At 65.3% G+C, this 24,949-nt stretch carries 19 protein-coding genes and 1 tRNA gene; 6 read left to right on the top strand and 14 right to left on the bottom strand.

Features of this window, described 5'->3' with window-relative positions:
• Nucleotides 1-94 precede the first annotated feature (94 nt).
• Together J7S20_RS04175 and J7S20_RS04170 are read left to right on the top strand one after the other, a co-directional pair.
• A complete protein-coding gene (locus tag J7S20_RS04175) occupies nucleotides 95-2,089 on the top strand; it encodes a putative bifunctional diguanylate cyclase/phosphodiesterase (RefSeq protein WP_284052965.1) in 1,995 nt (664 codons plus the stop codon).
• Nucleotides 2,086-2,541, top strand: a complete 456-nt coding sequence (locus tag J7S20_RS04170; RefSeq protein WP_284052964.1) for a YybH family protein — start codon at nucleotides 2,086-2,088, stop codon at nucleotides 2,539-2,541. The genes J7S20_RS04175 and J7S20_RS04170 overlap by 4 nt, the downstream gene beginning before the upstream one ends.
• A 138-nt stretch (nucleotides 2,542-2,679) precedes the next feature.
• On the opposite strand, the gene mfd is transcribed toward J7S20_RS04170, so the two are convergent.
• The 7 genes from mfd to J7S20_RS04135 all read right to left on the bottom strand — a co-directional run bounded on the left by mfd (nucleotide 2,680) and on the right by J7S20_RS04135 (nucleotide 11,970).
• Complete coding sequence (gene mfd / locus J7S20_RS04165; protein ID WP_284052963.1) at nucleotides 2,680-6,132, bottom strand: transcription-repair coupling factor; 3,453 nt, start codon at nucleotides 6,130-6,132, stop codon at nucleotides 2,680-2,682.
• A gap of 117 nt (nucleotides 6,133-6,249) precedes the next feature.
• Nucleotides 6,250-6,516, bottom strand: a complete 267-nt coding sequence (locus J7S20_RS04160) for an FAD assembly factor SdhE (protein WP_284052962.1) — start codon at nucleotides 6,514-6,516, stop codon at nucleotides 6,250-6,252.
• Nucleotides 6,517-6,750: 234 nt separating this feature from the next.
• Nucleotides 6,751-6,826, bottom strand: a tRNA-Glu gene (locus J7S20_RS04155).
• A gap of 25 nt (nucleotides 6,827-6,851) precedes the next feature.
• On the bottom strand, nucleotides 6,852-8,381 hold the full coding sequence (locus J7S20_RS04150; protein WP_284052961.1) for an efflux transporter outer membrane subunit: 1,530 nt from the start codon (nucleotides 8,379-8,381) through the stop codon (nucleotides 6,852-6,854).
• Nucleotides 8,381-9,985 (bottom strand): DHA2 family efflux MFS transporter permease subunit, encoded by a 1,605-nt coding sequence (locus tag J7S20_RS04145; RefSeq protein WP_284052960.1) that lies wholly within the window; start codon nucleotides 9,983-9,985, stop codon nucleotides 8,381-8,383. The genes J7S20_RS04150 and J7S20_RS04145 overlap by 1 nt, the downstream gene beginning before the upstream one ends.
• Before the next feature lie 4 nt (nucleotides 9,986-9,989).
• Entirely contained in the window at nucleotides 9,990-11,138 is a 1,149-nt protein-coding gene (locus tag J7S20_RS04140) for an HlyD family secretion protein (RefSeq protein ID WP_284052959.1), read from the bottom strand.
• Nucleotides 11,139-11,313: 175 nt separating this feature from the next.
• A complete protein-coding gene (locus tag J7S20_RS04135) occupies nucleotides 11,314-11,970 on the bottom strand; it encodes a hypothetical protein (RefSeq protein ID WP_284052958.1) in 657 nt (218 codons plus the stop codon).
• A gap of 208 nt (nucleotides 11,971-12,178) precedes the next feature.
• On the opposite strand from J7S20_RS04135, the gene J7S20_RS04130 reads away from it, so the two are divergent.
• Complete coding sequence (locus tag J7S20_RS04130; protein WP_284052957.1) at nucleotides 12,179-12,751, top strand: MFS transporter; 573 nt, start codon at nucleotides 12,179-12,181, stop codon at nucleotides 12,749-12,751.
• Nucleotides 12,752-12,775: 24 nt separating this feature from the next.
• On the opposite strand, the gene J7S20_RS04125 is transcribed toward J7S20_RS04130, so the two are convergent.
• The 6 genes from J7S20_RS04125 to J7S20_RS04100 form a co-directional block, all read right to left on the bottom strand.
• Nucleotides 12,776-14,365, bottom strand: coding sequence for a class II 3-deoxy-7-phosphoheptulonate synthase (locus J7S20_RS04125; protein WP_284052956.1), 1,590 nt, complete (start codon nucleotides 14,363-14,365; stop codon nucleotides 12,776-12,778).
• A gap of 172 nt (nucleotides 14,366-14,537) precedes the next feature.
• Entirely contained in the window at nucleotides 14,538-15,473 is a 936-nt protein-coding gene (locus tag J7S20_RS04120; protein WP_284052955.1) for a D-2-hydroxyacid dehydrogenase, read from the bottom strand.
• Between the two features lie 49 nt (nucleotides 15,474-15,522).
• The gene (locus J7S20_RS04115) at nucleotides 15,523-16,647 is read right to left on the bottom strand and encodes a helix-turn-helix transcriptional regulator (protein WP_284052954.1); all 1,125 of its coding nucleotides are present in this window, start codon (nucleotides 16,645-16,647) and stop codon (nucleotides 15,523-15,525) included.
• 339 nt (nucleotides 16,648-16,986) lie between these two features.
• Entirely contained in the window at nucleotides 16,987-18,444 is a 1,458-nt protein-coding gene (gene cysS, locus J7S20_RS04110) for a cysteine--tRNA ligase (protein WP_284052953.1), read from the bottom strand.
• A 42-nt stretch (nucleotides 18,445-18,486) separates the two neighbouring features.
• Entirely contained in the window at nucleotides 18,487-18,780 is a 294-nt protein-coding gene (locus J7S20_RS04105) for a hypothetical protein (protein ID WP_284052952.1), read from the bottom strand.
• Between the two features lie 102 nt (nucleotides 18,781-18,882).
• Complete coding sequence (locus J7S20_RS04100; RefSeq protein ID WP_284052951.1) at nucleotides 18,883-20,490, bottom strand: phytoene desaturase family protein; 1,608 nt, start codon at nucleotides 20,488-20,490, stop codon at nucleotides 18,883-18,885.
• A gap of 84 nt (nucleotides 20,491-20,574) precedes the next feature.
• Between J7S20_RS04100 and J7S20_RS04095 the strand changes: the two genes are divergently transcribed.
• The 3 genes from J7S20_RS04095 to J7S20_RS04085 all read left to right on the top strand — a co-directional run bounded on the left by J7S20_RS04095 (nucleotide 20,575) and on the right by J7S20_RS04085 (nucleotide 22,840).
• On the top strand, nucleotides 20,575-20,748 hold the full coding sequence (locus J7S20_RS04095) for a hypothetical protein (protein WP_284052950.1): 174 nt from the start codon (nucleotides 20,575-20,577) through the stop codon (nucleotides 20,746-20,748).
• A gap of 15 nt (nucleotides 20,749-20,763) precedes the next feature.
• Nucleotides 20,764-21,144: a YidH family protein gene (locus J7S20_RS04090; RefSeq protein WP_284052949.1), complete on the top strand. Its 381-nt coding sequence runs from the start codon at nucleotides 20,764-20,766 to the stop codon at nucleotides 21,142-21,144.
• Between the two features lie 67 nt (nucleotides 21,145-21,211).
• Complete coding sequence (locus tag J7S20_RS04085) at nucleotides 21,212-22,840, top strand: FMN-binding glutamate synthase family protein (RefSeq protein WP_430980898.1); 1,629 nt, start codon at nucleotides 21,212-21,214, stop codon at nucleotides 22,838-22,840.
• Between the two features lie 67 nt (nucleotides 22,841-22,907).
• Here J7S20_RS04085 and J7S20_RS04080 read toward each other — a convergent pair whose 3' ends face one another.
• Nucleotides 22,908-24,902 (bottom strand): acetyl-CoA carboxylase biotin carboxylase subunit, encoded by a 1,995-nt coding sequence (locus tag J7S20_RS04080; protein ID WP_284052948.1) that lies wholly within the window; start codon nucleotides 24,900-24,902, stop codon nucleotides 22,908-22,910.
• Nucleotides 24,903-24,949: the final 47 nt, after the last annotated feature.

Here is a 24,949-nt window from a genome sequence, read left to right as displayed (position 1 = left end):
GCCATACAAGGCTGCGAGGGTGATTGGCGAGTGCGATGCTGTGCGCTAGACCTTAACACCCGCGGGTGAGACGCTCCGCGCGACAGGGGGACGGGTGAACGAAACCGAAGCGAACGGAGGCGCTGCCGCACCGGTATTCATTCTGTCGTTTCGGCAGCGTGACGAACTTGCCGCGACCTTGGCCAGGGCGGGCTGGCGCGTTGTCGCCGCGCGGCGCAGCGACGGCGTGGAACGGCGCTGGCTTGCGAGCGGAGCGTCGGTCGTCATCGTCGATGCGCGCGGTGCGCTCGATCCGGGGCTCGCCGCGACCGAAGCGCTTTCCGGACTCGTGGAAGCACAGGGCGGCGTCCTGTTGGTCATGGTGTCGCGCAATCAAACGGACCGGCTGGGCGATTTCCTGTCTGCCGGAGCCACGCAATTCCTGACAAGCCCGGTGTCGGAGGCGGAACTCGTCTATGCCGTTCGCTTTGCCGAGGCGCGCGCACGGCGCCGCGCCAATGCGTGGCTGGGCGGAGAGGCGGACGCGATCGATGTGCTTGGTTGGCGGTACGACCCGGCCCGCCGTCAGGTCGAATATACGCCGGCAATTTGCAGTGCGATCGAGGCGCCCGAGGCCGAGCCGCTTAGAATGGCGCTGCACCGAATTGCCCCGAATGACCGGCAGCTCGCGCTATCGGCGCTTCGGCATCTGCGATCGGGCGCGGTTACGACCGCCTTTGCGCACGAGATGCCGGGGATGGGACGCGTCGTTCAGCATCTTCAGCGCGATCCTCAGAACGGGCGCGTCGATGCGCTGGTCGAAGCGTTGGGTGAGGCGCCGGATGCCCGCATGGCGATCCGCGACGCGCTGACCGGCGCGCGCGATGCCGAGGGTGCGCGACACTGGCTGAACCGCAGGCTGGCGGCGCGGGGGCGGCCCGTCTCTGTCATCCTGATCGGGTTGTCGCGCTTTGCGCTCGTCAACACGACCTACGGCCGCGCGGCGGGCGACGCCTTGCTGCGTGCAGTGTCCCGGCGGGTGCAGGACGTTGTGCGCGAGGATTTCGGCCGAGACGCGCTGGTCGCCCGGATGGGCGGATCGGACTTTCTCGTTGCGAGCGAGGCCGAGCATGCCCGTGTCGAGGTTGCCGCGGCGCAGTTGCAGGAAGCGCTTGCGCGACCGTTTGCCACCTCGGGCGGCGACGCACCGCTTGGGGCGGAGGTGGTGTCCGTGACGTCGCAGGCGGAGGACGATGCCACGAGCTTGCTGCGGCGCGCGAGCGAGGCGCTTGTCGAGGCCCGGCATTCGGGTACGCAATCCTTTCCGCCGGGTGTCCATGTCGCGATCGATCAACTCGCCGTCGACCTGCGCGGGGCGTTGGAACAGGACGAAATCGAAATCCTGTTCCAACCGCAGGTGGAAATCGCGAGCGCCGCCATTACCGGCGTGGAAGCGCTGGCGCGGTGGCGGCACCCGAAGCTGGGTGAGCTGGGCGCCGAGATGCTTTTCGCCTCTGCCGACCGAGCGGGGCTGGGAATCGCGGTATCCGAGCACGTTCAGCGCGTCGCGCTGGAAGTGGCGGCGGGATGGCCGGCGGCGCTTCGCAAACTACGATTGTCGGTCAATATCACCGCGCAGGACGTTGGACGGCAGGGATTTGTCGACGCGCTGCTCGGGCGGATAGACGCGAGCGGTTTTCCGCGCGCTCGGCTGACCGTGGAGATTACCGAATCGGGGCTGATGTCGGAACTGGGCGAGGCGGCACAATTGCTCGCCGCGTTGCGAACCGCGGGGTGCCGCGTTGCGATCGACGATTTCGGCACGGGCTATTCGAGTCTTGCCTATCTGAAGGCGCTGCCGCTCGACTATCTGAAGATCGACAAGAAGCTCAGCCAGGACATTACCGGAACGGTGCGCGACCGCGTCGTGGTGCGCGGTGTGATCGACATGGCGCGTTCGCTTGGCCTCGCGGTCATCGCCGAAGGGGTGGAGACCGAAGAACAGCTCGACCTGCTGGCCAAGGAAGGCTGCCAGTATTTTCAGGGCTATCTGTGCGCCGAACCGCTGACGGTGGCGGCGCTGACCGAATTGGTGGGAGAGGGCGCATGATACGGATGATACTGGCGGGGCTGGCGCTGATGCTATTCGCGGTGCCGGCGGCGGCGCAGGACGCGCCGGCCAGGGCCGAGATCGAGGCTGCGATGGCAGCGTCGGCGGCGGGTTGGAATGCGGGCGATCTCGATCGCTTCCTCGCCGTATATTCGGACGATCCTTCGACGACCTTCACCGGCTCGAAGGGGACTGAGCGCGGCAAGGCGGCGATCCGCGCGCGCTATATCAAGAGCTATCCGGCAGTCTTCGGACCCGAAGCAGACGGCAAGCCGCAACGGCTTTGGTTCACGCCCGAGGATTTCCGCATGCTCGGCACCGACCACGCACTGCTGATCGCGCAATGGCACCTCGATGCCGCGGGCGACGAGGACGCTGCAGAGGGGATGACGAGCCTGGTGTTTCACCGCGAGGCGGGCGGGTGGAAGATTATCGCCGATCATAGCGACTAGGCCGGACGCAATCACCCGACACTATACCGGATCGTCACCCCGGACTTGACCCGCGGTCCATGGTGGGGCCGTCAGCCGGTCGCGACTGGCAAGTCTTGGTCCATGGATGCTGGATCAAGTCCGGCATGACGAAGGGGGTTAGCCTGCCGCCTTCGCCAGTCCGCGCGAGATCTGCAATGCGCCATTGAGTCGCGATTTGGGGTCGCCCCAGGCGCGGTTGATGACGAGCTTCATGTCGGGACGCAGTTTCGCCGTCTCCTTCAGCCGGTCGACATAGCCGAGCAGCCCTTCGACATTAGGAAAATTGTCCTCGTGGAAGGTCACCAGCGCGCCGCGCGGGCCGATGTCGATCTTGGCGATGCAGGCCTTCTTTGCGTTGAGTTTCGTCTCGATCAGGCGCAGCAGGTTCTCGGTTTCCTGAGGCAGCTTGCCGAAGCGGTCGATCAGCTCGGCAGCGAAGGCCTCGATCCCCTGTTTGTCCTCGACCTCGTTGAGACGCCGATAGAGGCCCATGCGCAGGTCGAGATCAGGGACATAGTCCTCGGGGATGAGGATCGGCGCGTCGACCGTGATCTGGGGCGAATATTCCTTCTTCGCGTCGGCCAGCCCGCCCGATTTCGCCTCCAGGATCGCGTCCTCGAGCATCGACTGGTAGAGTTCGTACCCGACCTCCTTGATATGCCCCGACTGTTCGTCGCCAAGCAGGTTGCCCGCGCCGCGGATGTCGAGGTCGTGGCTGGCGAGCTGGAACCCGGCGCCGAGTGAATCGAGATCGGATAGTACCTTCAGCCGCTTTTCGGCCGCATCGGTCATCTGCCGTTCCGAGGTGGTCAGATAGGCATAGGCGCGCGTCTTCGACCGGCCGACGCGCCCGCGAAGCTGATAGAGCTGGGCAAGGCCGAACTTGTCCGCGCGGTTGACGATCATCGTGTTGGCGCTGGGGATGTCGAGGCCGCTTTCGACGATGGTGGTCGACAGCAGCACGTCGTAGCGCTTGTCGTAAAAGGCCGACATGCGCTCCTCGACCTCGGTCGGCGACATCTGGCCGTGCGCGACGACATAGGTCACCTCGGGCACTTCCTCGCGCAGATATTGCTCGATATCGGGCAGGTCGGCGATGCGCGGAGTGACGAAATAGCTCTGACCGCCGCGATAATGTTCGCGCAGCAGCGCTTCGCGCAGCACCACCGGGTCCCATGGCATGACATAGGTGCGGACCGCGAGGCGATCGACCGGCGGCGTCTGGATGACCGATAGTTCGCGCAGGCCCGACATCGCCATCTGCAGCGTTCGCGGGATCGGCGTGGCGGTGAGGGTGAGGACGTGGACGTCGGCCTTGAGTGCCTTCAGCCGCTCCTTGTGGGTGACGCCGAACCGCTGCTCCTCGTCGACAATGACGAGGCCGAGGCGTTTGAAATCGACGGTCTTGGCAAGCAGCGCATGCGTGCCGATGACGATGTCGATCTGGCCGTTCGCCAGCCCTTCCTTCGTTGCCTTTGCCTCGGCCGCGGGGACCAGGCGCGAGAGGCGACCGATGTTGATCGGGAAGCCCTCGAACCGCTGGGTGAAATTCTGATGGTGCTGGCGTGCGAGGAGCGTCGTCGGGCACACGACGGCGACCTGCATTCCCGCCATCGCAGCGACGAAGGCAGCACGCAATGCAACCTCGGTCTTGCCGAAGCCGACATCGCCGACGACCAGCCGGTCCATCGGCCGCCCGGCGCCGAGATCCTCGAGCGCGTCGGCGATGGCGCGGTCCTGATCTTCGGTTTCCTCGAACGGGAAGCGGTCAACGAACGCCGGATAGCCGCCGGTGTCGGGTTCGACGGCTTCGGCCTTGCGCAGCGCGCGCTTGGCGGCGGTGGCGATGAGTTCACCCGCTATCTCGCGGATGCGCTCCTTCATCTTCGACTTGCGCCGCTGCCACGCCTCGCCGCCGAGCTTGTCGAGCGTGGCACCTTCCTCGCTCGATCCGTAGCGCGAGAGAACTTCGAGATTTTCGACCGGAACGTAGAGCTTGTCGCCGCCGGCATAGGTCAGCGCGACGCAGTCGTGCGGGCTCTGGCCGACGGGGATCGAGGTCAGCCCTTCGTAGCGGCCGATGCCGTGTTCGGTGTGCACGACGAGGTCGCCGACAGAAAGCGTGGCGAGTTCGCTGAGGAACGCGTCGGTCGATTTCTTGCGCTTGCGTCTGCGAACAAGGCGGTCGCCGAGCATGTCCTGCTCGGTCAGCACCGCGATGTCGGGGGTGGTGAAGCCGTGATCGAGCGGCAGCACCATCTGCGCCACGCCCTTCGCGGCGATACCCAGCGCCTTCTGCCAGCCATCGGCCTCGGCCAGCCCGATCATGCCGTGATCGCGAAGCAGACCGCCGAGGCGCTCGCGCGCGCCCTCCGAATAGCTGGCGAGGATCGGCTTGCGGCCCTGTTTCTGCAGGTCGGCAACATGCGTGACGACGGCGTCATAGACATTGGCGCCGCTCGCCCGTTCGGGGGCGAAATCGCGCGGGCCGTCGACGCCGAAATCCACGACCGTGGCGCTTTCGGGTTCGTGGAAGGGCGAGGTGAGATGCGCGGGCGCGGCGTCGAGCTTTGCCTGCCACTCGGTGGCCGACAGGTAGAGCTGGCTGGCTTCGAGCGGGCGATAGCTGCCTGGGTCGTTCGACTGCGCGCGCTCGCGGTTGGTGAAATAGTCGGCGATGGCGTCGAACCGCGCTTCGGCGGCACCGGCATCGCCAGCGTCGCGGACGATCACCGCGTCGCCCGGCAGGTGGTCGAACAGCGTTTCCAGCCGTTCCTCGAACAGTGGCAGCCAGTGCTCCATGCCGGCGAGGCGGCGGCCGTCGGAAATCGCCTGATAGAGCGGATCACCGGTCGCGGTCGCACCGAAGGTTTCGCGGTACCGCGCGCGGAACCGCTTGATGCTTTCCGCATCGAGCAGCGCTTCGGATGCGGGGAGCAGCGTGAAGCCGTCGATGCGGCCGATGGTGCGCTGGTCGGCGGGGTCGAAGGTGCGCACGCTTTCGATCTCGTCGCCGAAAAAGTCGAGGCGCAGACCGGTTTCGGAGCCCGAGGGAAACAGGTCGACCAGTCCGCCGCGGATCGCGAATTCGCCGGCGTCGGCGACAGTGTCGACGCGGACATAACCATTGGCCTGTAGCAGTTCGGCGAGCTTGGCGAGCGAGATGCGTTCGCCGGGGGCAAGGCGGGCAACGAGCTGGCGGACGCGGAACGGGGTGAGCGTGCGCTGCGTCGCGGCGTTGACGGTGGTGACGAACAGGCGGGGCTTGCTGCCCCTCGACTGGAGCGCATGGAGCGCGGCCAGTCGCTCGGACATCACTCGCAATGTCGGCGAGGCGCGGTCATAGGGCAGACAGTCCCACGCCGGATAGCCGATGACCTCGAGCTCGGGCGCGAAATAGGGCGCGGTCGAGAGCACTGCGCGCATCGCCGCCTCGTCGGGCGCGATGAACACCGCGCCACCCGACGCCGCGCGCGCCAGATCGGCGAGCAGCGACGGCAGAAAGCCGGTCGGCACGCCGGAAAGCGTAAGCGGCTTCGCAGCCGAGATGATGGTCTTCAGGTCGGGCATGTCGGACGTTGTTGGCGCCTCGGCGCTCGCGCTGAGCCTGTCGAAGCACTGCCTTTCTTGATTGGGGAATGGATGAAACGGCCTCGCGACGAGTTCAGGGCGAGCGCAGATCGATGGCTATTTCGCAATCGGGACGTAGGTCAGCGTCTTGAGGCTATCCATCATCGGACCCTGATATTTACGCGGGACCGGCTGCACGCCCATCGCCCAGGCCATGATGTCGACATCCTGTTCCTCGAGAAATGTCTCGAACCAGTCGATCTCGACATCGTCCCAGGCGAGGTGATGCGCGTCGAAAAAGCCGCCGATCATCAGGTCGGCTTCCTTCGTGCCGCGGTGCCAGGCGCGAAAGCGCAGACGCTTGAGGCGATTTTCGCGGTCCATCCTTCCTCCAATGACGACAGCCCGGCAGCGCGGAAAATGCGCCGTCGGTTGGTGATGCCGTGCGAGATAGGTCAAGTCCGCGGAATTCGCTAGGTCGCGTGTCGAAGAAATCGGGTGCTCGTCAAGAGCAGGTTGCGACGTGAAGCTGCGCGCGCTGCTTTAGCCAGCCGATCGAGCAGTGTTTATCGGCAAATCACGCGGTCGAATATCGAGGCAAGGCGCCCAGCCATGCTCTGGTGACCCCTACGGGACTCGAACCCGTGTTTTCGCCGTGAGAGGGCGACGTCCTAGACCGCTAGACGAAGGGGCCATTCGCTGATCGCGAAGGCGGGCGTTTAGGGCTGTTGTTGGGACGCGTCAAGCGGGGTTGGCTGCGTCGCTTCTATACCTTTGATCGTGGCTTCGTCCCAACCGCCGCCGAGTGCTTTGTAGAGCGACGCCAGCGCCTGTTTCAGCGCCCCATCACTTTCCGCCAACTGGTTTCGCGCGTCGAGCACCGATGCCTGCGCCTGCAATACCGCCGACAGATCGACAAGGCCGGTGTCGTACTTCGCGCGCACCGCTTTCAGGCCGCGCTCGGCATCGCTAACGCTGGCTTGAAGCCGCTTGTTGCGGTTCTGCTCGCCTTGAACGCGGACCAGTGCATCTTCGACATCCTTGAGCGCGCCGAGCACCGTCTTCTGATAGGCGATATAGGCCTGCTGCCTGTCTTCTTGCCGGATATCGACCTGCCCGCGCCGACGCCCGAAATCGAGGACCGGGAAGATCGCCTTTGCACCCGCAGTCGTTTGCAGGCTATCACTTTCGAACAGGCTGGCGAGGCTGGACGATATCAATTCCGCAACGCCGGTCAGGCTGAAATGCGGGTACAGATCGGCCACCGCGACGCCGACATCGCCCGTTGCAGCAGCCAGACGGCGTTCGGCCGCGCGGACATCGGGCCTGCGGCGGAGCAGGTCGGACGGAAGGCCTGGTGGCACGGGGGGCGGCGTGTCGGTGGCGTTCGTGGGCTGCGACAATTGGTCGATCAGCGCGCCGGGCTGCTTTCCGAGCAGCACCGCGATTGCGTGCATCTGGATGCGTTCCTGCACGATTACGGGCTCGATCGCCGCTTCGGTTGCGGATAGCGACGCTCGCTGGCGAATGGAGTCCGTCTCCGGGGTTAGGCCGACCTGGGCGCGGTGTGACTGGAGCAGCGAAAGCCTCTGCTGGCGCGCAGCTTCCTCGCGCAGCACTGCCTCTCGCTTCTGCAATGTCCGCAGCTGGAGATAGCTGTTGGCTACTTCGGCCGCGAGTGAAACCGCCGCATCGCGCGCGTTCCACTCGGCGGCACCGACACGAGCTGCAGCCGCCTCGGCGGAGCGGGTGCCGGCTCCGAACAGGTCGATTTCCCAACTCGCGTCGAAGCCCGCGGAGTAGGTGGTGATGCCGCCGCCGGGAAGCGCCACGCCACCCGAACTCCCCGCGCCGCCACCTCCGCCGCCCGAGCCGCTGAACAGACTCGCGAGCGAAGCGAACCCCGCATTTTTCGAAAAGTCCACGCGGTTCACGCCGCCGCTCGCGTTGATTTGCGGGAGGAAGCGCGAGCGGGCCGTCGCCTCGGCATAGCGTGCCTGGCGAATACGCGAAGCCGCCGCCTTGATGTCCAGCCCCTGATCGAGCGCCGTATCGACCAGGCGGTCCAGTTCAGGATCGCCGAACGCTGTCCACCAATGGGCAAGGTCGACACTGTCGGCACTCGCATTCACGGGCGTCGGCTCGGCGAAAGAGGCCGGCGTTTCGACCTTCGGCTGGGTATAGTCCGGACCGACCGTACATCCTGCAAGCAGGATGGCCAGGGTGACGGGGGCGACTGACTTTTGCATCAATGAGCTCCGGCGGGCGGCTTGGCACCCGGATTGCTGCGCAGAAGAAGCGCGATCGGGCTGACGATGAAGACAAACAGCATCAGCGTATGGAAGATGTCGAGAAAGGCGAGCATGGCGACCTGCTGCTGTACTTGATGGTACAGGATGCCGAGCCTTGCTTCCATGCTCTGCCCGAACCCGCCAAGCGCCGCGCCGGCCTGATTCATCCACTGAACATAATTCGGATTCAGCGGATTCAGGCCATTTACCATATGTGCCTGTTCGGTCTGCTGATACCCGGCCAGCATCGTCTGCGCCGCCGAAATGCCGACGGTGCCGCCAAGATTTCTGGAAACGTTCAGCATGCTCGATGCCTGCGCCGTCTTTCGCTGCGGAAGGCCCAGATATGCGACCGCATTGATCGGCACGAACAGGAAGGGCAGGGCAACCGATTGGTACATCCGCGCCATGGCTGCATCCATGAAGCTGATATTGGCGTTCAGCAGCGACAGATTCCACAGCGCGAAACCTTGCGCCAGCAGGGCGGGGAACAGGAGCATCCTGACATCGACCTTGTCCGTCAGCCGGCCTGCGATCGGCACGGCGACAAGCGTAGCGATGCCACCGACGGTCAGCGCCATGCCGGCATCGGTCGCGCTGTATCCCAGGACCTGTTGCAGCATCTGCGGGATCAGCTGCGTGGTGCCGAACAGGATCATGCCGACGGTGAACATCACGGCGTTTGCGACCGCGAAGTTGCGGTTCTTGAAGAGCTTCAGGTCGACGATCGGGTCGTCATGGTTCAGCTCCCAGATCACCAGTCCGATGAGTGCGAGTGCGGAAAGTGCGCTGGTCGTGACGATGAAGCTGCTCTGGAACCAGGCCTCTCTCTCGCCGCGATCGAGCGTGTATTCGAGTAGCCCGAGACCGACGGCGACGAGTGCGAAGCCGATATAATCGATCCGAACCCCGTTCTTCAGAAGCTCGCGGCGGTCCTGCTGTACCTGTTCGGGTTCGTCGACGAAGAGCTGGACGAGCACCAGCGACAGGATTCCCACGGGCACGTTGATCAGGAAGATCCAGTGCCAGCTGGCGCTGTCGGTGATGATGCCGCCAAGCGTCGGACCGAGGACCGGACCCACGACGACGACGATCGCGAACGTGGCGAACGCCATGCCGCGCTTCGATGGCGGAAAGGTGTCGGCGAGCATCGACTGTTCGACGGGCGCGAGGCCGCCGCCGCCGATCCCTTGCAATATTCGCGCGATGACGAGGAACTGAAGGTTCGGCGCCATGCCGCACAGAAACGATGCGCCGGTGAACAGCGCGACCGAGATCATGAAATAGCGCTTTCGTCCGATCACGTCCGACAGCCAGCCCGAGATCGGGATGATGACGGCATTGGCGACGAGGTAGCTCGTCAGCACCCAGGTCGCCTGATCGAGCGTGATCGACAGACCGCCCGCGATGTTGGTCAGCGAGACGTTGGCGATGGAGGTGTCGAGCACCTCCATGAAGGTCGGCAGGCTGATGATCGCGACGATCAGCCACGGGCTGTTGGCGCCCGCGACCGAACGGCCGGCGTCCCACCCGTGATGCTGATCGGCGGCGGCGCTTGCCATGGCGTCAGCGCACCCGGACGGTGGGGACGACCGACATGCCGGGGCCGATCGGATATTTGTGCCAGTCGGCGCCGCCATCCTTGCGATCGAAGACGATCCGCACGGGCACGCGCTGGACGACCTTCACGAAATTGCCGGTCGCGTTCTGCGGCGGCAGCAGGGCGAAGGCTTGGCCGGCGCCGCGCTGGAAGCTGTCGACATGGCCGTGGAACTTGATGTTCGGAAAGGCATCGACCTTGATATCGACGGGCTGGCCGCGCTTCATGCCGGTGATCTGCGTTTCCTTGAAATTGGCGGTGACCCAGATGTGGTCGGGCACGATTGCCATCAGCTGCGACTGCGGCGAGACGGTGCTGCCGACATTGACCGCGCGGTTGACGACCTGGCCGGCGATGGGGGCGGTGACCTGAAGATCGCCGACGGTAACCTTTGCCTGGTCGACCTTGGCCTGCGCTGCCTTGCGCTGTGCCTGGGCGGCGGCGACGGCGCGCTGGGCAACCAGGACATTGGCCTGAGCTGTGTCGACCTGGCGGCGGGCGGCGGAGGCCTGTGCGGCGCTGGCGCGTGCCTGGGCGCGGGCGGCGTCGAGCTGCGAGCCGGAGACCGCGGCGTCGTCGACCTTGTTGAGCGTCAGATAGCGGTCGAGGTCGCGGGCGTCCTTGGTCGCCTGCGCTTCGGGGGCGGCGGCGTTGGCCTGAGCCTGCTGCACCTGCGCGCGGGCGGCGATAAGGCGGCCGCGGGCCTGTTCGATCGCGGCCTCTGCCTCTGCCACGCCGGCCTGTGCCTGCTGGAGCTGGGCTTCGGGGCCGGTGGGTTCGATCTTTGCCAGTAGCTGGCCCGCCTCGACATGCTTGTTGTCGGCATCGGCGACCCAGGTCAGCTGGCCGGCGATCTGCGGCTGGAGGCGGACGATATGGGCGTCGATAAAGGCGTCGTCGGTCGATTCGAACTTGCGCGAATGGAGGTAGTAGAGCGTGCCGCCGATGAGGACGACCGCCGCCACGACCACCGCAATGACCCAGAAGAGCGGGCGCTTGTAGACCGGGGTCTTGCGCTGGTTGGCGTCCTGCGTGTCGGCGCCGTCATTGCCGTTGCCGTCTGCTGCCGACTCGGGTTGCTCGTCCCGGGGCTCTGCGTCGCTGTGCTGATCCATGCGGCTCCCTGCCTGTGCCATGCGCGCCGGCAATTAATGGACGCGCGCGTTCTCTATCAGCACGGGCAGGTAGGAGTGGAAAGCCGATTGTGCAACCGCGAAATTGAACCGGCGATGCGCTTAGCTTCACATGTTTCGCGCTAACGCTTTGCAAAAATTGCCGATGTTGGAAATTTCATATCCCGCGAACCTGGGGCGGGGCCGAGCGGGGCGGGGACTCCGCACCCCCACGCGCGGACAGGTTGAGCCGCACCGAGGCGCGGCCGTGGAGGCGGGCATATTGTTCGCGCAGATCGTCGGGCCAGAGCGCGGGCGCGCCGTAGCGGTGGCGCGCCTCCGCAAAGCGAATGGCCTGGACGCGCTTGCGCTCGGCAGCGGCTTCGCGGCGACGCTCGGCAGCGCGCGCCGCACCCTCTGCCAGCGAAAGCGCGGGCGGCGGGGCGGAGCGGGCATGGATCGCGCGCAGCGCGGCGATCAGGACGCGGTCGTTGACGCGCTCTCGCCAGCCGACGATGCGGCCGCGATAGAGGACGGGCACGCGCTCTGGCGCCATGAGGTGGTCGCGCGCGGCGCCGAGCGCGGCATCGCGGGCGCAGCGCATCGCCTGGTCCCAGGCGCGCGAAAAGTCCTGCGCACCGTCGCGGTCGCGCAAGGCATAGGCCGATCGCGCCGACTTTCCCACGCTGCGCGCGGCGCGGGCGACGACGCCGGTGCGCGCGAGCCCGTCGATAAAGGCGCGCTGCACCTCCGCCGACCACCCGTTCGCCCGCACGCGCCGCTGCGGCACGGGCTCGAAGAGGAGCAGGTCGGGCGGGTTCGCGGATGTGGACATACCGGGAACATGGCACAGGGCGGGGGTTGTAGGAAAGGCGATTGTGGCGACAGCTAAGCGCCCCAATATCGGTCATTTAGCTGGCCGACGTTGATCCCTGAAAGCCGACATTCATCATCAAGCGTCGAGTCTTATTGCTGCATTCTTACTGCGAGAACCAAGCTTAATCGGGCGGGATCACTTTCGAAAATGAAGGCTTCGATCATAAATGGATACCTCGCGGCCGTGCTGCTCGCCCCAGTTTGCCGATATATTTGCGAACCCGGCGCTGATCATCATCGTGATCGTGATGGCGATCCTGCTGGCGATCGTGACGTTCCTGGGGCTGCTGAGCGACAGGATCGGGCGCAAGCCGATCATGTGGGCGGGATCGCTGATGCTGCTGGTGCTGCCGATACCGCTGTTCCACCTGATCCAGAGCGGCAATTACGTGTCGGCGTTTATCGGGACGCTGCCGATCGGGCTGATGCTGGTGTGCTTCATGAGCACCGAGCCGTCGACGTTGCCGGCACTGTTCCCGACGCGGGTGCGGTACGGCGCGACGTCGGTGGGGTATAATATTTCGGTGTCGGTGTTCGGCGGGACGACGCCGCTGATCGCCGCCGCGCTGGTGGAGGCGACGGGCGACCTGATGATGCCGGCCTATATCCTGATGGTGGCGGGCGCGGTCGGGCTGGTGTCGATCTGGTTCATCCAGGAACCCGCGGGCAGGCGGCTGAAAGGATCGGCCCCGGCCGCGGCGAGCGAGGAAGAGGCGCGCGCGATCGCGGCGAGGGCGTGAGCCGCGGCGGGGCGGCGGGCCGGTTCAGGCCGCCGCCTTGCGCCGCTCCGCCATCTCCGCATTGAGCATTTCGGCCAGGAGGAAGGCGAGCTCGAGGCTCTGACTGGCGTTGAGGCGCGGGTCGCAGTGGGTGTGGTAGCGATCGGCCAGCGCCTGTTCGGTGACGGCGACCGCGCCGCCGGTGCATTCGGTGACGTTCTGGCCGGTCATCTCGGTATGGATGCCGCCGGCATAGGTGCCCTCCGCCCGGTGGACGGCGAAGAAGCCGCGCACCTCGTCGAGGATGCGGTCGAAGGGGCGGGTCTTGAAGCCGTTTGCGGCCTTGATGACGTTGCCGTGCATCGGGTCGCAGCTCCATACCACGGGATGCCCCTCGCGCTTTACCGCGCGGACGAGGGCGGGCAGGTGCTTCTCGATCTGTTCGTGGCCGTAGCGGGTGATGAGCGTCATGCGGCCGGGGACGCGCTGCGGATTGAGCGTGTCGAGCAGGCGCAGCGCCTCGTCGGGGTCGAGGCTGGGGCCGCACTTCATGCCGATGGGATTGCCGATGCCGCGCAGGAACTCGACATGGCCCGACCCTTCGAAGCGGGTGCGGTCGCCGATCCACAGGAAATGGGCGCTGGTGTCGTACCAGTCGCCGGTGAGGCTGTCCTGCCGGGTGAGCGCCTGCTCATAGGGGAGGAGCAGCGCCTCGTGGCTGGTGTAGAATTGCGTGGCCTTGAGCTGGGGCACGCTGTCGGCGTCGATGCCGCAGGCCTCCATGAACTCCAGCGCCTCGCCGATGCGGTCGGCGGTCTCGGCATATTTCTTCGCCCAGGGGCTGGCGCCGAGGAAATCGTGCGTCCAGCGGTGGACCTGGTGGAGATTGGCATAGCCGCCCTGCGCAAAGGCGCGCAGCAGGTTCACCGTCGCCGCCGACTGGCTGTAGGCGCGGATCATGCGCTGCGGATCGGGGGCGCGGGCCTCCGGCGTGAAGGCCATGTCGTTGACGATGTCGCCGCGATAGCTGGGCAGCTCGACATCGTCCTGACGCTCGGTGGGGGCGGAGCGGGGCTTGGCGAACTGGCCGGCCATGCGTCCGAGCTTCACCGTCGGCAGCTTCGACGCGAAGGTGAGGACGACCGCCATCTGCAGGATGACGCGGAAGGTGTCGCGGATATTGTTGGGGTGGAACTCGGCAAAGCTCTCCGCGCAGTCGCCGCCCTGCAGCAGGAAGGCGCGGCCCGCGGCGACCTCTCCCAGATCGGCGGTGAGGTTGCGCGCCTCTCCGGCGAAGACCAGCGGCGGGAAGGCGGAGAGCTGATCGGTGGCGGTCGAGAGGGCTTCGGCGTCCGGGTATTCGGGGAGCTGGCGCGCCTCCGCCGCGGTCCAGCTCGACGGCGACCATTCGCGCGCGTCGGCGGGGGCAGCGGCAAGCTCGACATACCAGTCGGCATGGTGCGCGATGCCGTTGGCCGCGATCTGGTTGACGACCTTCGCATTGGCGCGCTTGCCATGCTCCTCCCAGCCCTGAACGGTGCTGCCGGGCGTGTCGAACCACGCACCGAACGCGGCGCGGGTGATGGAGCGCTCCTCGCGGAAGCGGCGGATCTTGGAGCCTGCTAGCGTTGTCATGCGAGAACGTTTACCCCGGTTGGGTAATGATGCGCAAGAGGGATTGGCGCATTTACCCCAAATCTCGTTTCGTCATGCCGGACGAGGAAGAAGAAGCTGGATCCCGGATCAAGTCCGGGATGACGGTTTGGGGCGGGGGCAGCGTGGGGCGGGCGTCCCGTCGGACCGGGGGTCAGTAGCCGGCGGAGAGGTCCACCACGTTGTTCATCGGCCGGCTTTCGCGGAAGGCCTCAAGGTTTTCGAGAAACAGCGTGGCTGCGCGCTGGAACATCTTGGTCTGGCTGCGGCCGGCGAGGTGCATCGTCATCAGCACGTTGGGAGCGGACCAAAGCGGGTGGTCCTCGGGCATCGGCTCGGGCGTGACGGTATCGAGGAACGCGCCGCCGATGCGGTTCTTCTTGAGCGCACGGATGAGTTCATCCTGATCGACCATGTCGCCGCGCGCGATGTTCACGAGCCAGGCGGTCTTCTTCATCGCCTCAAGCTCGTCCGCGCCGATGATCGCATGTGTCTGGTCGGTCGAGGGGGCGGCGAGGATCACCCAGTCGAACTCGCCGAGCCGCTCGCGCCACTGGTCGGGGGTGAGCGTGTCGTCGCGACCCGAACGCGTGACGCCGGTGACGTCGACACCGAAGGCGGAGAGCCGGTCGCCGATCGCCTTGCCGATGGCGCCGTAGCCGATGACGAGCGCCTTGGTTTCGTAAAGCTCTACCTTTCCGGGGGCGTCGGTCATCCATTCATGGCCGTCGGCGTGGCGGACGACATCGTCGTAGCGCTTGGCGGCGACAAGGACGCCCATCACCGCATATTCGGCGACTGCGATGGTGTTGATGCCGACGCCGTTGGTGACGATCGTGCCGCGCTCGCGCAGCAGGTCGAGGTCGAACGGATCGACGCCGGCATAGATGGTGAACACCCATTTGAGGTGCTCGCCCTTTGCGATGGTGTCGGCGGTGTGCTTCGAACGCTGCATGTCGACCCAGGCGATGTCGGCATCGACGATCATCTCGCCGGCCTCTTCGCGATTCTCGAACCAGTGGGCGTCGAGATCGGACGGCAGCTTTTCTTCGAGAAGCGGACGGGCGAGCGCTGGGAGGACTGCTTTCATGACCGCTTGGCTATCGCGCACGGCGGCGTGCGGCAAGGCGGTTGTGGCGTCATGGTTGCCGGGGTTCGGCGACAAAGTCGCGCAGGCGCGCCGCGAGTTCGAGTTCGCGGTTGACCTCCACCTTGCCGAAAATGCTCTTCAGATGCGCGCGAATCGTGTGCTCGCTGATGCCGCGACGTTCGGCGATAGACGCCCGCGACGTGCCCGAGACGAGCGCTTGCGCGATCTCCGCCTCGGTTACAGTCAGGCCGAACGCCTCACGCAGGAGGATTGCCGAATCCTGCCCGGCAGGGCGATCGCGGCTCGTGACGATGACGCGCGGCCGGAAGTGCATGGTCCATTCGCGTGCGGGCATGACGACGATATCGGCGACACAGGGGCGGGGGCCTCCGCAGCCCTTCAGCACGATCGCGTGATGCGCCGACCCGTTCCCCTCCGCCGAGAGCGAGGCGGCAAGGAACGCCTGCAGCCGCTCGTCATCATCCGGATTATTAGCGACCAGCATGTTGTTGCGAAGGCGGAACGGCTTTCCGGTTGAGACCAGCCGGTCGGCCTCTGGCGTCATAGACTGGACGGTGCCCGCGCCGTCGATCACGAAGGCCGCGAGGTGCATCGCTTCCAACGTGCCGGCGACGAGCTGCGTCCCCTGATGGTCGAGCGCGGCCTGGATGCGCACGGCGGTTTGCGCATACGGAATTGCCTGGGTGAAAATCCGGCGCTGTTTGTCGGTCGTGACGTCGGGCCGCAGCGTGGCGAGTCCCACGATCTGACCGTTCCCCGTGCTGAGATTTGCCTGAAGACCCCAGGGAATGCCGTGTTCCTGGGCGAGGCGAACATAGTCCTGGGATTTCAGGCCGTCGATGATCGCGCGGTAATTGTCCTCTCCGATCACTTCCCGTTCTGGTGCTTTTACGCCGGCGATGATGCGATAATTGCTCGAAGGATCATGTGCGCTGGGATCGTGCAGAATCGCATTCAGACCGTCCGATCCGTCAGAGACCCAATTGAACATCACCGCTGCCGGGCCGCCAAGGCCAATCAACTGGCCGTGGGGGGCGCCGCATGCTTCGGCGAGTTTGTGGAGCGCATCCGCCCAACGCGCGGGCGTAAGCGCGGCCTCGTCAAACGCCGCGCGCAGCGCGGACAGTTGCATTGATGTCCCAATATCAGTCATTCGCGCCGACCCTCCCCCCAGATTCGTAAGGCGCCAAACAAGCTGTCGTAACCGAACAATATTCGGAAAGTGCAGAATTACAATACTGTAGATGGAATCGCGAAATTCACGGCGTTATGCTGCAGCGCAACCATATTGTCGCATTTTGGGACTCGCCAGCGTCTTGGTGCGCGTCGAACAACCAAAAGAAATAGGTTGCGGCCCCGGCGATGGGGTGCCGGGGCCGCGCTTTTGGTCGCAGGTCGATCGCTACACGCGGACAAGATCAGGCACATCGCCCGATCGCGCTAGGCAGTCACTTTGCAGTCCGCACTTTCGGGTTAGTCCGCATGCGCGGTGTCAGTCGAGCCTGACCTTCCAGTCCCAGCCGAACGGGTCGCCGTCCATGACCTCGACGCCGGCGGCGGCCAATTCGTCGCGGATACGGTCGGAGCTGGTAAAGTCCTTGGCCGAGCGCGCTTCCTGCCGCGCTTCGATGCGCTGCCGCACATCAAGCTCGGTGAGTGTCGCATTTTCGGGCTGAAGGCGAAGATCCTCGCGCCGCAGTTCGAGCAGTGTCAGGCCGAGGACGGCGTCGAACGGCTGGAGCGTGCCGAGACGCTCTTCGGGCGAGAGTTTCTTGTTCGCAAGCATCGTCTCGAGGATCGTCAGCGCCTTGGGCGTATTGAGATCGTCCGAGACCGCCGCGTCGAGTTCTTCAATCGTTTGCGCGTTCGGCGCCGGCAGCTCATCGCCGAGTTCCGCACGCTTGCGCAGCGCGTCGACCGCCATCACAAGCCGCTTGAGCCGGGTAAGCGCTGCGAGGATGTGCTCGGCGCCGAATTCGAGTTCGCTGCGATAATGCGCCTGAAGGCATAGCAGGCGATAGGCGAGCGGATGGATCCCCGCTTCGACCAGCGAGAACAGCGTCGAAAAACCGCCTTTGGACTTCGACATCTTGCCCGAGCGATCGACGAGGAAATTATTGTGCATCCAGAAATGCGCGCCCGTGAAGCCGGGTTGCGCATCCATACAGTCGCAGAATGCCTGATTCTGGGCAATTTCATTGGGGTGATGGATTTCGCGGTGGTCGATGCCGCCGGTATGGATATCGAACGGGAAGCCGAGATATTTCTCGCTCATCACCGAGCATTCGAGATGCCAGCCCGGTGCGCCCTTGCCCCAGGGGCTGTCCCATTCCATCTGCCGGTTCTCGCCCGGTGCGGATTTGCGCCAGATCGCGAAGTCCTGCGGATGACGTTTCCCCGCGACGGGATCGATGCGGCCCTCGCCGGCATCGTCGCGCGCGCCGGCGAGGCGGCCATATTCGGGCACCGTCGTCGCGTCGAAATAGAGGCCGCTGTCGATTTCGTAGCAATGGTCGGGCGCGATGCGCTTCGCGAAGTCGATCATTTCTTCGATATGGTCGGTCGCGACCGACCAGCGGGTCGGCTGGCGAATATTGAGCGCCGCGACATTGTCCTTGAATGCCTGGGTATAGTGCGCCGCAACATCCCAGATGCTCTGCGACTGCGCTTTTGCAGCGGCTTCCATCTTGTCATCACCGGCATCGGCATCCGAGGTCAGATGTCCGACATCGGTGATGTTGATGATATGGGTGAGGCTGTAGCCCTTCCACGTCAGAACGCGCGACAGCGTGTCGGTGAAGATATAGGCGCGCAAATTGCCGAGATGCGCGTAATTATAGACCGTCGGGCCGCACGAATATATCCGCACACCGGTTTCGGCGTCGAGGGGTTCGAAGCGTTCGAGGCTCCGCGAAAGGCTGTTGTACAGGACAAGGGGCGCAACGGTCATGCAGTGCGCCTTAGCCCGTGGCCCGGTCCGGGCGCAATGTGCTCAGTTTGGTTCGCCGAGCGCGACGCGGACCATCGCGTTCCACTTGTCGGCGGCGCTGCCTTCGGTGGAATCGCCGACCCGCGCCATTTCTTCGGTCGGCTCGCGGATCGTGCGCAATACTTCGGCGGCACGGACGATTTCGTCCTGCCAGGCCCGGTCGCAATGCGAGCTGACCGCGGCCGACATGGCGGCGCCCCGGCCGGGGCCGACCTTCTCGCCTTTTTCGTTGAAATCCTGCGCGCAGAGCACGCGCGCGATGCGTTCGACAGGCTGGGTGACGGAAAGATCGGTCATGAAGCGGGCTCCTGGTCGGTTCCGGTTGTCCACCATCAAGCGAACGTCCGGCGCGGAGAGGCGTTCCGGATTGTGTTGATGCAGCGCGATTGTTCGCGCCGTTCAGCGGCCGAGGAGCCTTGCGAAACGCGAATGGTCTCGCAGCACGGCACGCGCGGCATTGTGTCCGGGGGCTCCGGTGACGCCACCGCCGGGATGCGTGCCCGATCCGCACATATAGAGGCCTTTCAACGGCCCGCGATAACTGCCGGCCCCGAGCACCGGGCGCGCCGCCCAAAGCTGGTCGAGCGACATGCGTCCGTGGAAGATGTCGCCGCCGGTCAGCCCGAACTTTCGTTCGAGATCGAGCGGCGAATGGATCTGCCGCGCGATGACCGAGGCGCGGAAGCCCGGAGCGAAGCTTTCAATGAGGTCGAAGATCGTGTCTGCGGCAGCCTCTCGCATATCGTCCCAGCTGCGACCGTCGGGAAGCGTGGGCGCGAATTGCTGACAGAAGAGGCTGGCGACATGCTGCCCGGCGGGCGCAAGGCTGTCGTCGAGCGTCGAGGGGATGAGCATCTCTACGATCGGATGGCGTGACCAGCCATGCTGCCTGGCGTCGGTGAAGGCGCGGTCCATGTAATCGAGGCTGGGCGCCATGATGATGCCGCCCGAAAGATGCGGTCCCGGTTCGGGCCTGGCGGTGAAGCGCGGCAGTTCGGACAGCGCGACATTCATACGGAACGTCCCCGATCCGAACTGATAGCCGGCGATGCGCTCGGCGAAATCGGCGGGGAGGTCGTCGGAGTCGAGCAGGCCTTCATAGAGCAGCTTTGGCCCGACATTGGCGAGTACGGTGTCGGCGTGGAGTTCATCGCCGCTGCCCAACCGTACCCCGGTGACGCGCCCGGCCTCGGTCAGGATCCGTGCGACCGACGTTTCGGTGCACAGCGTCACGCCCTGTTCGCTGCACGCTGCCGCCATCGCGCCGGTGATTGCGCCCATGCCGCCGATCGCATGGCCCCACGCGCCGCGCTTTCCATTCACCTCGCCAAAGACGTGGTGGAGCAGCACATAGGCCGATCCGGGCGTGTCGGGGCTGGCATAGTTGCCGACCACCGCGTCGAATCCGAACAGCGCCTTGATGGCCTCGCTTTCGAACCAAGGATCGAGAAATTCGCGCGCGGATTTGGTGAAGAGCGCGAGCAGATCGCGCTGTTGTTCGAGCGTAAGCCGCGAGATGCGCCGACCGTCCTTGAGCGCGGATATGAGCGTGCGGATGCCGCCGTGGCCGATTTCGGGCGGAGGACTTAGCGCAAGGTCGCGCAGCACGTCGGCGATCGCTTCGAGGCGGGCGCCATAGGCGGACAGCCGATCGGCATCGCGCTGCGAGAATTGCGCGACCTGAGCGTGGTCGTCGGCCTCGCCACCCATCATCAGCGAGCGGCCGTCGGGAAGCGGCAGAAAGTTCGAGACGCGCCGTTCGACAATGCGCAGCCCGTGGCGGTGCAGGCCCATGTCGGCGATCACCTTCGGCTGCAACAGGCTGACCGTGTAGCTTGCCGTCGAATTGCGGAAACCGGGGTGAAATTCCTCGGTCACCGCCGCGCCGCCGAGGATTTCGCGGCGTTCGAAGACGCAGACCTTCCAGCCGGCGCGGGCTAGGTAGAAGGCGGAAACCAGGCCGTTATGGCCGCCGCCGACAATGATCGCGTCAAATTGGTTTCGCATAAGAAACAGATACCATGATCGACGCGGTTCCGCCATTCGTCGCGATGCGGGAACCCGATGCCGCTTCGACCGCTTTTTAGCAGCATGAGCGAAAACAATCCCCGCAAGCCCGACCGGAAAGGCGATTCCGCGCTGGCCGCCGAAGAGCGCCAGGCGGTGCGCAACCAGAGCGTGGTTTCACCCGATGATTATCCCGACAGCGATGGCGGCAAGCCCGATTACGGGAGTCCGCTTCGCCGGGGTCGCGACCGCGATTGAGCATATGGTGGCGCCATGAACCATGCCGACAATGCCAGCCGCGACGAACTGGCCCTCGACCGGACCGACCTGGCCGAGGACCGGACGCTGCTCGCCAACGAACGCACCTTTGGCGGGTGGCTGCGCACCGCGCTTGCGGCGGTAGGCATCGGCGTCGGCTTCAATGCGCTGTTTCGTACGATGCAGCCGGTCTGGGTGCCCAAGGCGATAGCCACCGTGTTCATCCTGCTCGGCATCGTGGTTGCCTTCATGGCATGGCGCCGCGCCGTGTCTGTGGCGAAACGGCTGGAATGGCACGAGATCGAGGGGATGCCGCGGACGCGCTTTGGCGTGATGACCTCGATCGTCGGTGCGGCCTCTGCCGCGCTGATCGCGGCGATCTGGGTGCTGCGATAAGCATGACAATCAACTTCAACAGGGGAGGGCGTCCGCGTTGCGCTATCTGAAATCATTCCTGTCTTTCGTGTCGCGTGCGCTGGTCTTTATCGGCGTGGTGGTGCTGTCGGCCGGCTTTGCCGTGCTGGCGTGGCTGGTGAGCCCATGGTGGCTGATCGGGCTGGCATTCACGCTGCCCCCTGCGCTGATGGGGGTGTACGACCTGATCCAGCGGCGCTGGACGGTGACGCGCAACTATCCGGTCGCGGCGCATCTGCGCTGGCTGTTCTTCGATCTGCGCCCCTATTTGCGCCAATATATCGTCGAGGGCGATCTGGAGGGGAAACCCTATAGCTACGAAGCGCGGTCGCTGGTCCATGCGCGCGCGCTGGGCGGCGAGGAGGCGCATCCCTTCGGCACCGAACTAGACGTGCTGCAGCCGGGATATCGCTGGGCCAACCATTCGATCGCGCCTGCCGAGAACCCCGAAAAGGAACCGCGGATCGAAATCGGCAACGACCAGTGTTCGCAACACTATTCGGCCTCGCTGCTCAACATTTCGGCGATGAGTTTCGGCGCTTTGGGTTCGCACGCCATTCAGGCGCTCAACAAGGGCGCGAAGCAGGGCGGTTTCTTCCACGACACCGGCGAGGGCGGGATCAGCCCCTATCACCTGAAACATGGCGGCGACCTCGTCTGGGAGATCGGTTCGGGATATTTCGGATGCCGCAACGACGACGGTTCGTTCGACCCCGAACTGTTCAAGGAGGGCGCCACCCGCGAACAGGTCCGCATGACCGAGATCAAGCTGAGCCAGGGCGCCAAACCGGGCCATGGCGGCATGCTGCCGGGTGCGAAGGTGACCGAGGAAATCGCGAAGACGCGCAAGGTGCCGGCGCATGAGGACTGCCTGTCGCCGCGCGGGCATACGGCGTTTTCGACACCCGTCGAAATGATGGAATTCGCCGCCCGGATGCGCGAGATGTCTGGCGGAAAACCGGTCGGTATCAAATTGTGTGTCGGCCAGATGCACGAAGTCTTCGCCGTGATGAAGGCGATGCTGAAGACCGGAATCCATCTCGATTTCATCGTCGTCGACGGTGCCGAGGGCGGGACCGGCGCGGCGCCGCTGGAACTGTCGAACCATGTCGGGATGCCGCTTCGCGAAGGGCTGATCCTGATGCGCAACGCACTGGTCGGCACGGGGTTGAAGGACAAGGTGCGGCTGGGGTCGAGCGGCAAGGTGTTTTCGGGATACGGAATCGCCGAAAATATCGCGCTGGGCGCCGACTGGTGCAACGCGGCGCGCGCATTCATGTTTTCGATCGGCTGCATCCAGGCGCAACGCTGCCATACCGGCACCTGTCCGACCGGCGTGACGACGCAGGACCCGATCCGCCAGCGTGCGCTGGTCGTCGATGTCCAGGCGGAACGGGCGGCGCGTTTTCACAAGAAGACACTGCACGCGCTCGCCGACATCGTTGCCGCAGCCGGTGTCGAGCATCCCCGCGACCTGCGTCCGCATCATATCTCAATCCGCGACAATCCCACCGATGCGCGCAGCTTCGACGCGGCCAAGGCATTTCTTCAGCCGAACGAACTGCTCGATGCGCCCGAGGACACGATCTATGCGCGGCACTGGCAGGCGGCGGACGCCGACAGCTTCAAACCGCGCCAGGACCTGCCGCACCCCGAAAAGGAAAGCGAGGAGGCCTGAGGCGAAGCGGGCAGTCCTGCCCGACCACTGCTGAGCAGGCAGCAGCGCTGGCGGGCAGCGGTCGGGCCTAGTCCTCGAACTCCATGATGACCGCGTCGACGGCGAGGCTGTCGCCCGCTTCGGCCTTGATTTCCTTGACCGTGCCGGCCTTTTCGGCGCGCAGGATGTTTTCCATCTTCATCGCTTCGACCACCGCGAGCGGCTGGCCGACCTCGACCTTGTCTCCCTCCGAAACCTCGATGCGGGTGACGAGGCCGGGCATCGGGCAGAGCAGCATCTTCGACAGGTCTGGCGGGACCTTTTCGATCATGTGCCGCGACAGTTCGGCGATGCGCGGCGACAGAATGCGGACGCTGTGCGACGCGCCGCGCGTGGTCAGGCGCCAGTCGGTGCGGCGGCGCTCGACCCGAACCGCGAGCGGTTCGTCGTCGAAGCTGGCCTCGACCAGTCGCTGACCCGGCGTCCAGACGATGTCGACCTCGACGGGCGTGTCATCGACACGAACGGTGCCGTTTTCGATGACGACGCGGTGATCGACCTTGTCGACCGACACGACCCAGTCGCGGCGCTGCAGCGTCTCGTCGCCGCGCGGCGATAGCTGGCCGTCGATCAGGCCATTGCGTGCGGTTTCGATGGTCGCGAGCACGCCCGCCAGCGCGGCGAGCTTCGTCAACAGCGCATCGTCGGCGGGGGCGCCGGTGAAGCCGTCGGGATATTCCTCGGCGATGAAGCCGGTCGTGAGCTTGCCCTCGCGGAAGCGCGGGTGCTGCATGATCGCAGACAGGAAATCGATATTGTGGCCGAGCCCGTCGAGCTCGAACCGGTCGAGTGCCTCGATCTGCTTGTCGGCGGCCTCGATGCGCGTGTCGCCATAGGTGACGAGCTTGGCGATCATCGGGTCGTAGAACATCGAAACCTCGCCGCCCTCGGCAACGCCGTCATCGACGCGCACGCCGTCGCCTTTTTCGGGCGGCCGGTAGCGGACGAGGCGGCCGGTCGAGGGGAGGAATCCGCGATACGGGTCCTCGGCATAGACGCGGTTCTCGATCGCCCAGCCGGTGAGTTTCACGTCGTCCTGCGTCATCGCCAGCTTCTCGCCGGCGGCGACGCGGATCATCTGTTCGACCAAGTCGACGCCGGTGACGAACTCGGTCACCGGATGCTCGACCTGAAGCCGCGTGTTCATTTCGAGGAAGTAGAAGCTCTCGCCGGTCTTGTCGGCGCCCGACACGATCAGCTCGACCGTGCCCGCGCTGTAATAGCCGACGGCCCTTGCCAGCGCGACGGCCTGTTCGCCCATCTTCTTGCGCATCGCCTCGTCGACAAAGGGCGAGGGGGCTTCCTCGACCACCTTCTGGTGGCGGCGCTGGATCGAGCATTCGCGCTCGCCCAGATAGAGGATGTTGCCGTGCTGGTCGCCGAGGATCTGAATCTCGATATGGCGCGGGCTTTCGATGAACTTCTCGATGAAGACGCGCTCGTCGCCGAAGCTCGCCTTGCCCTCGCGCTGCGTCGCTTCGAAGCCTTCGCGGACGTCCTGTTCCTTCCAGGCGAGCCGCATGCCCTTGCCGCCGCCGCCGGCCGATGCCTTCATCATCACCGGATAGCCGATCTCTCCGGCGACCTTCACCGCCTCCTCGGTATCGGCGATCGCGCCTTCGGAACCGGGCACGGTGTTCACGCCCGCATCACGCGCGAGCTTCTTCGATTCGATCTTGTCGCCCATCGCCGCGATGGCGTTCGGCGGCGGGCCGATGAAGGTGATGTCGGCGTCGGCACAGGCCTTTGCGAAGCTCTCACGCTCCGACAGGAAGCCATAGCCCGGATGGATCGCATCGGCGCCGGTCTCCTTCGCCGCGGCGAGGATCAGGTCGGCATTGAGATAGCTCTCCGCCGCCGGCGCGGGGCCGAGGCGGACGCTTTCATCGGCCATCTCGACATGCGGGCTGCGCGCATCGGCGTCCGAATAGACCGCGACGGTCGCAATCCCCATACGCTTCGCCGTCCGCATGACGCGGCAGGCGATCTCTCCACGGTTGGCGATCAGGATTTTCTTGAACATGACGGCCCCTATTTGGCGCAAAGCGAATATCGGCCGTCACCCTGAAC

It is taken from the genome of Stakelama marina (assembly GCF_018122655.1).
Lineage (GTDB): Bacteria > Pseudomonadota > Alphaproteobacteria > Sphingomonadales > Sphingomonadaceae > Sphingomonas > Sphingomonas marina.
This window is presented reverse-complemented; position numbering and strand designations above follow the sequence as displayed.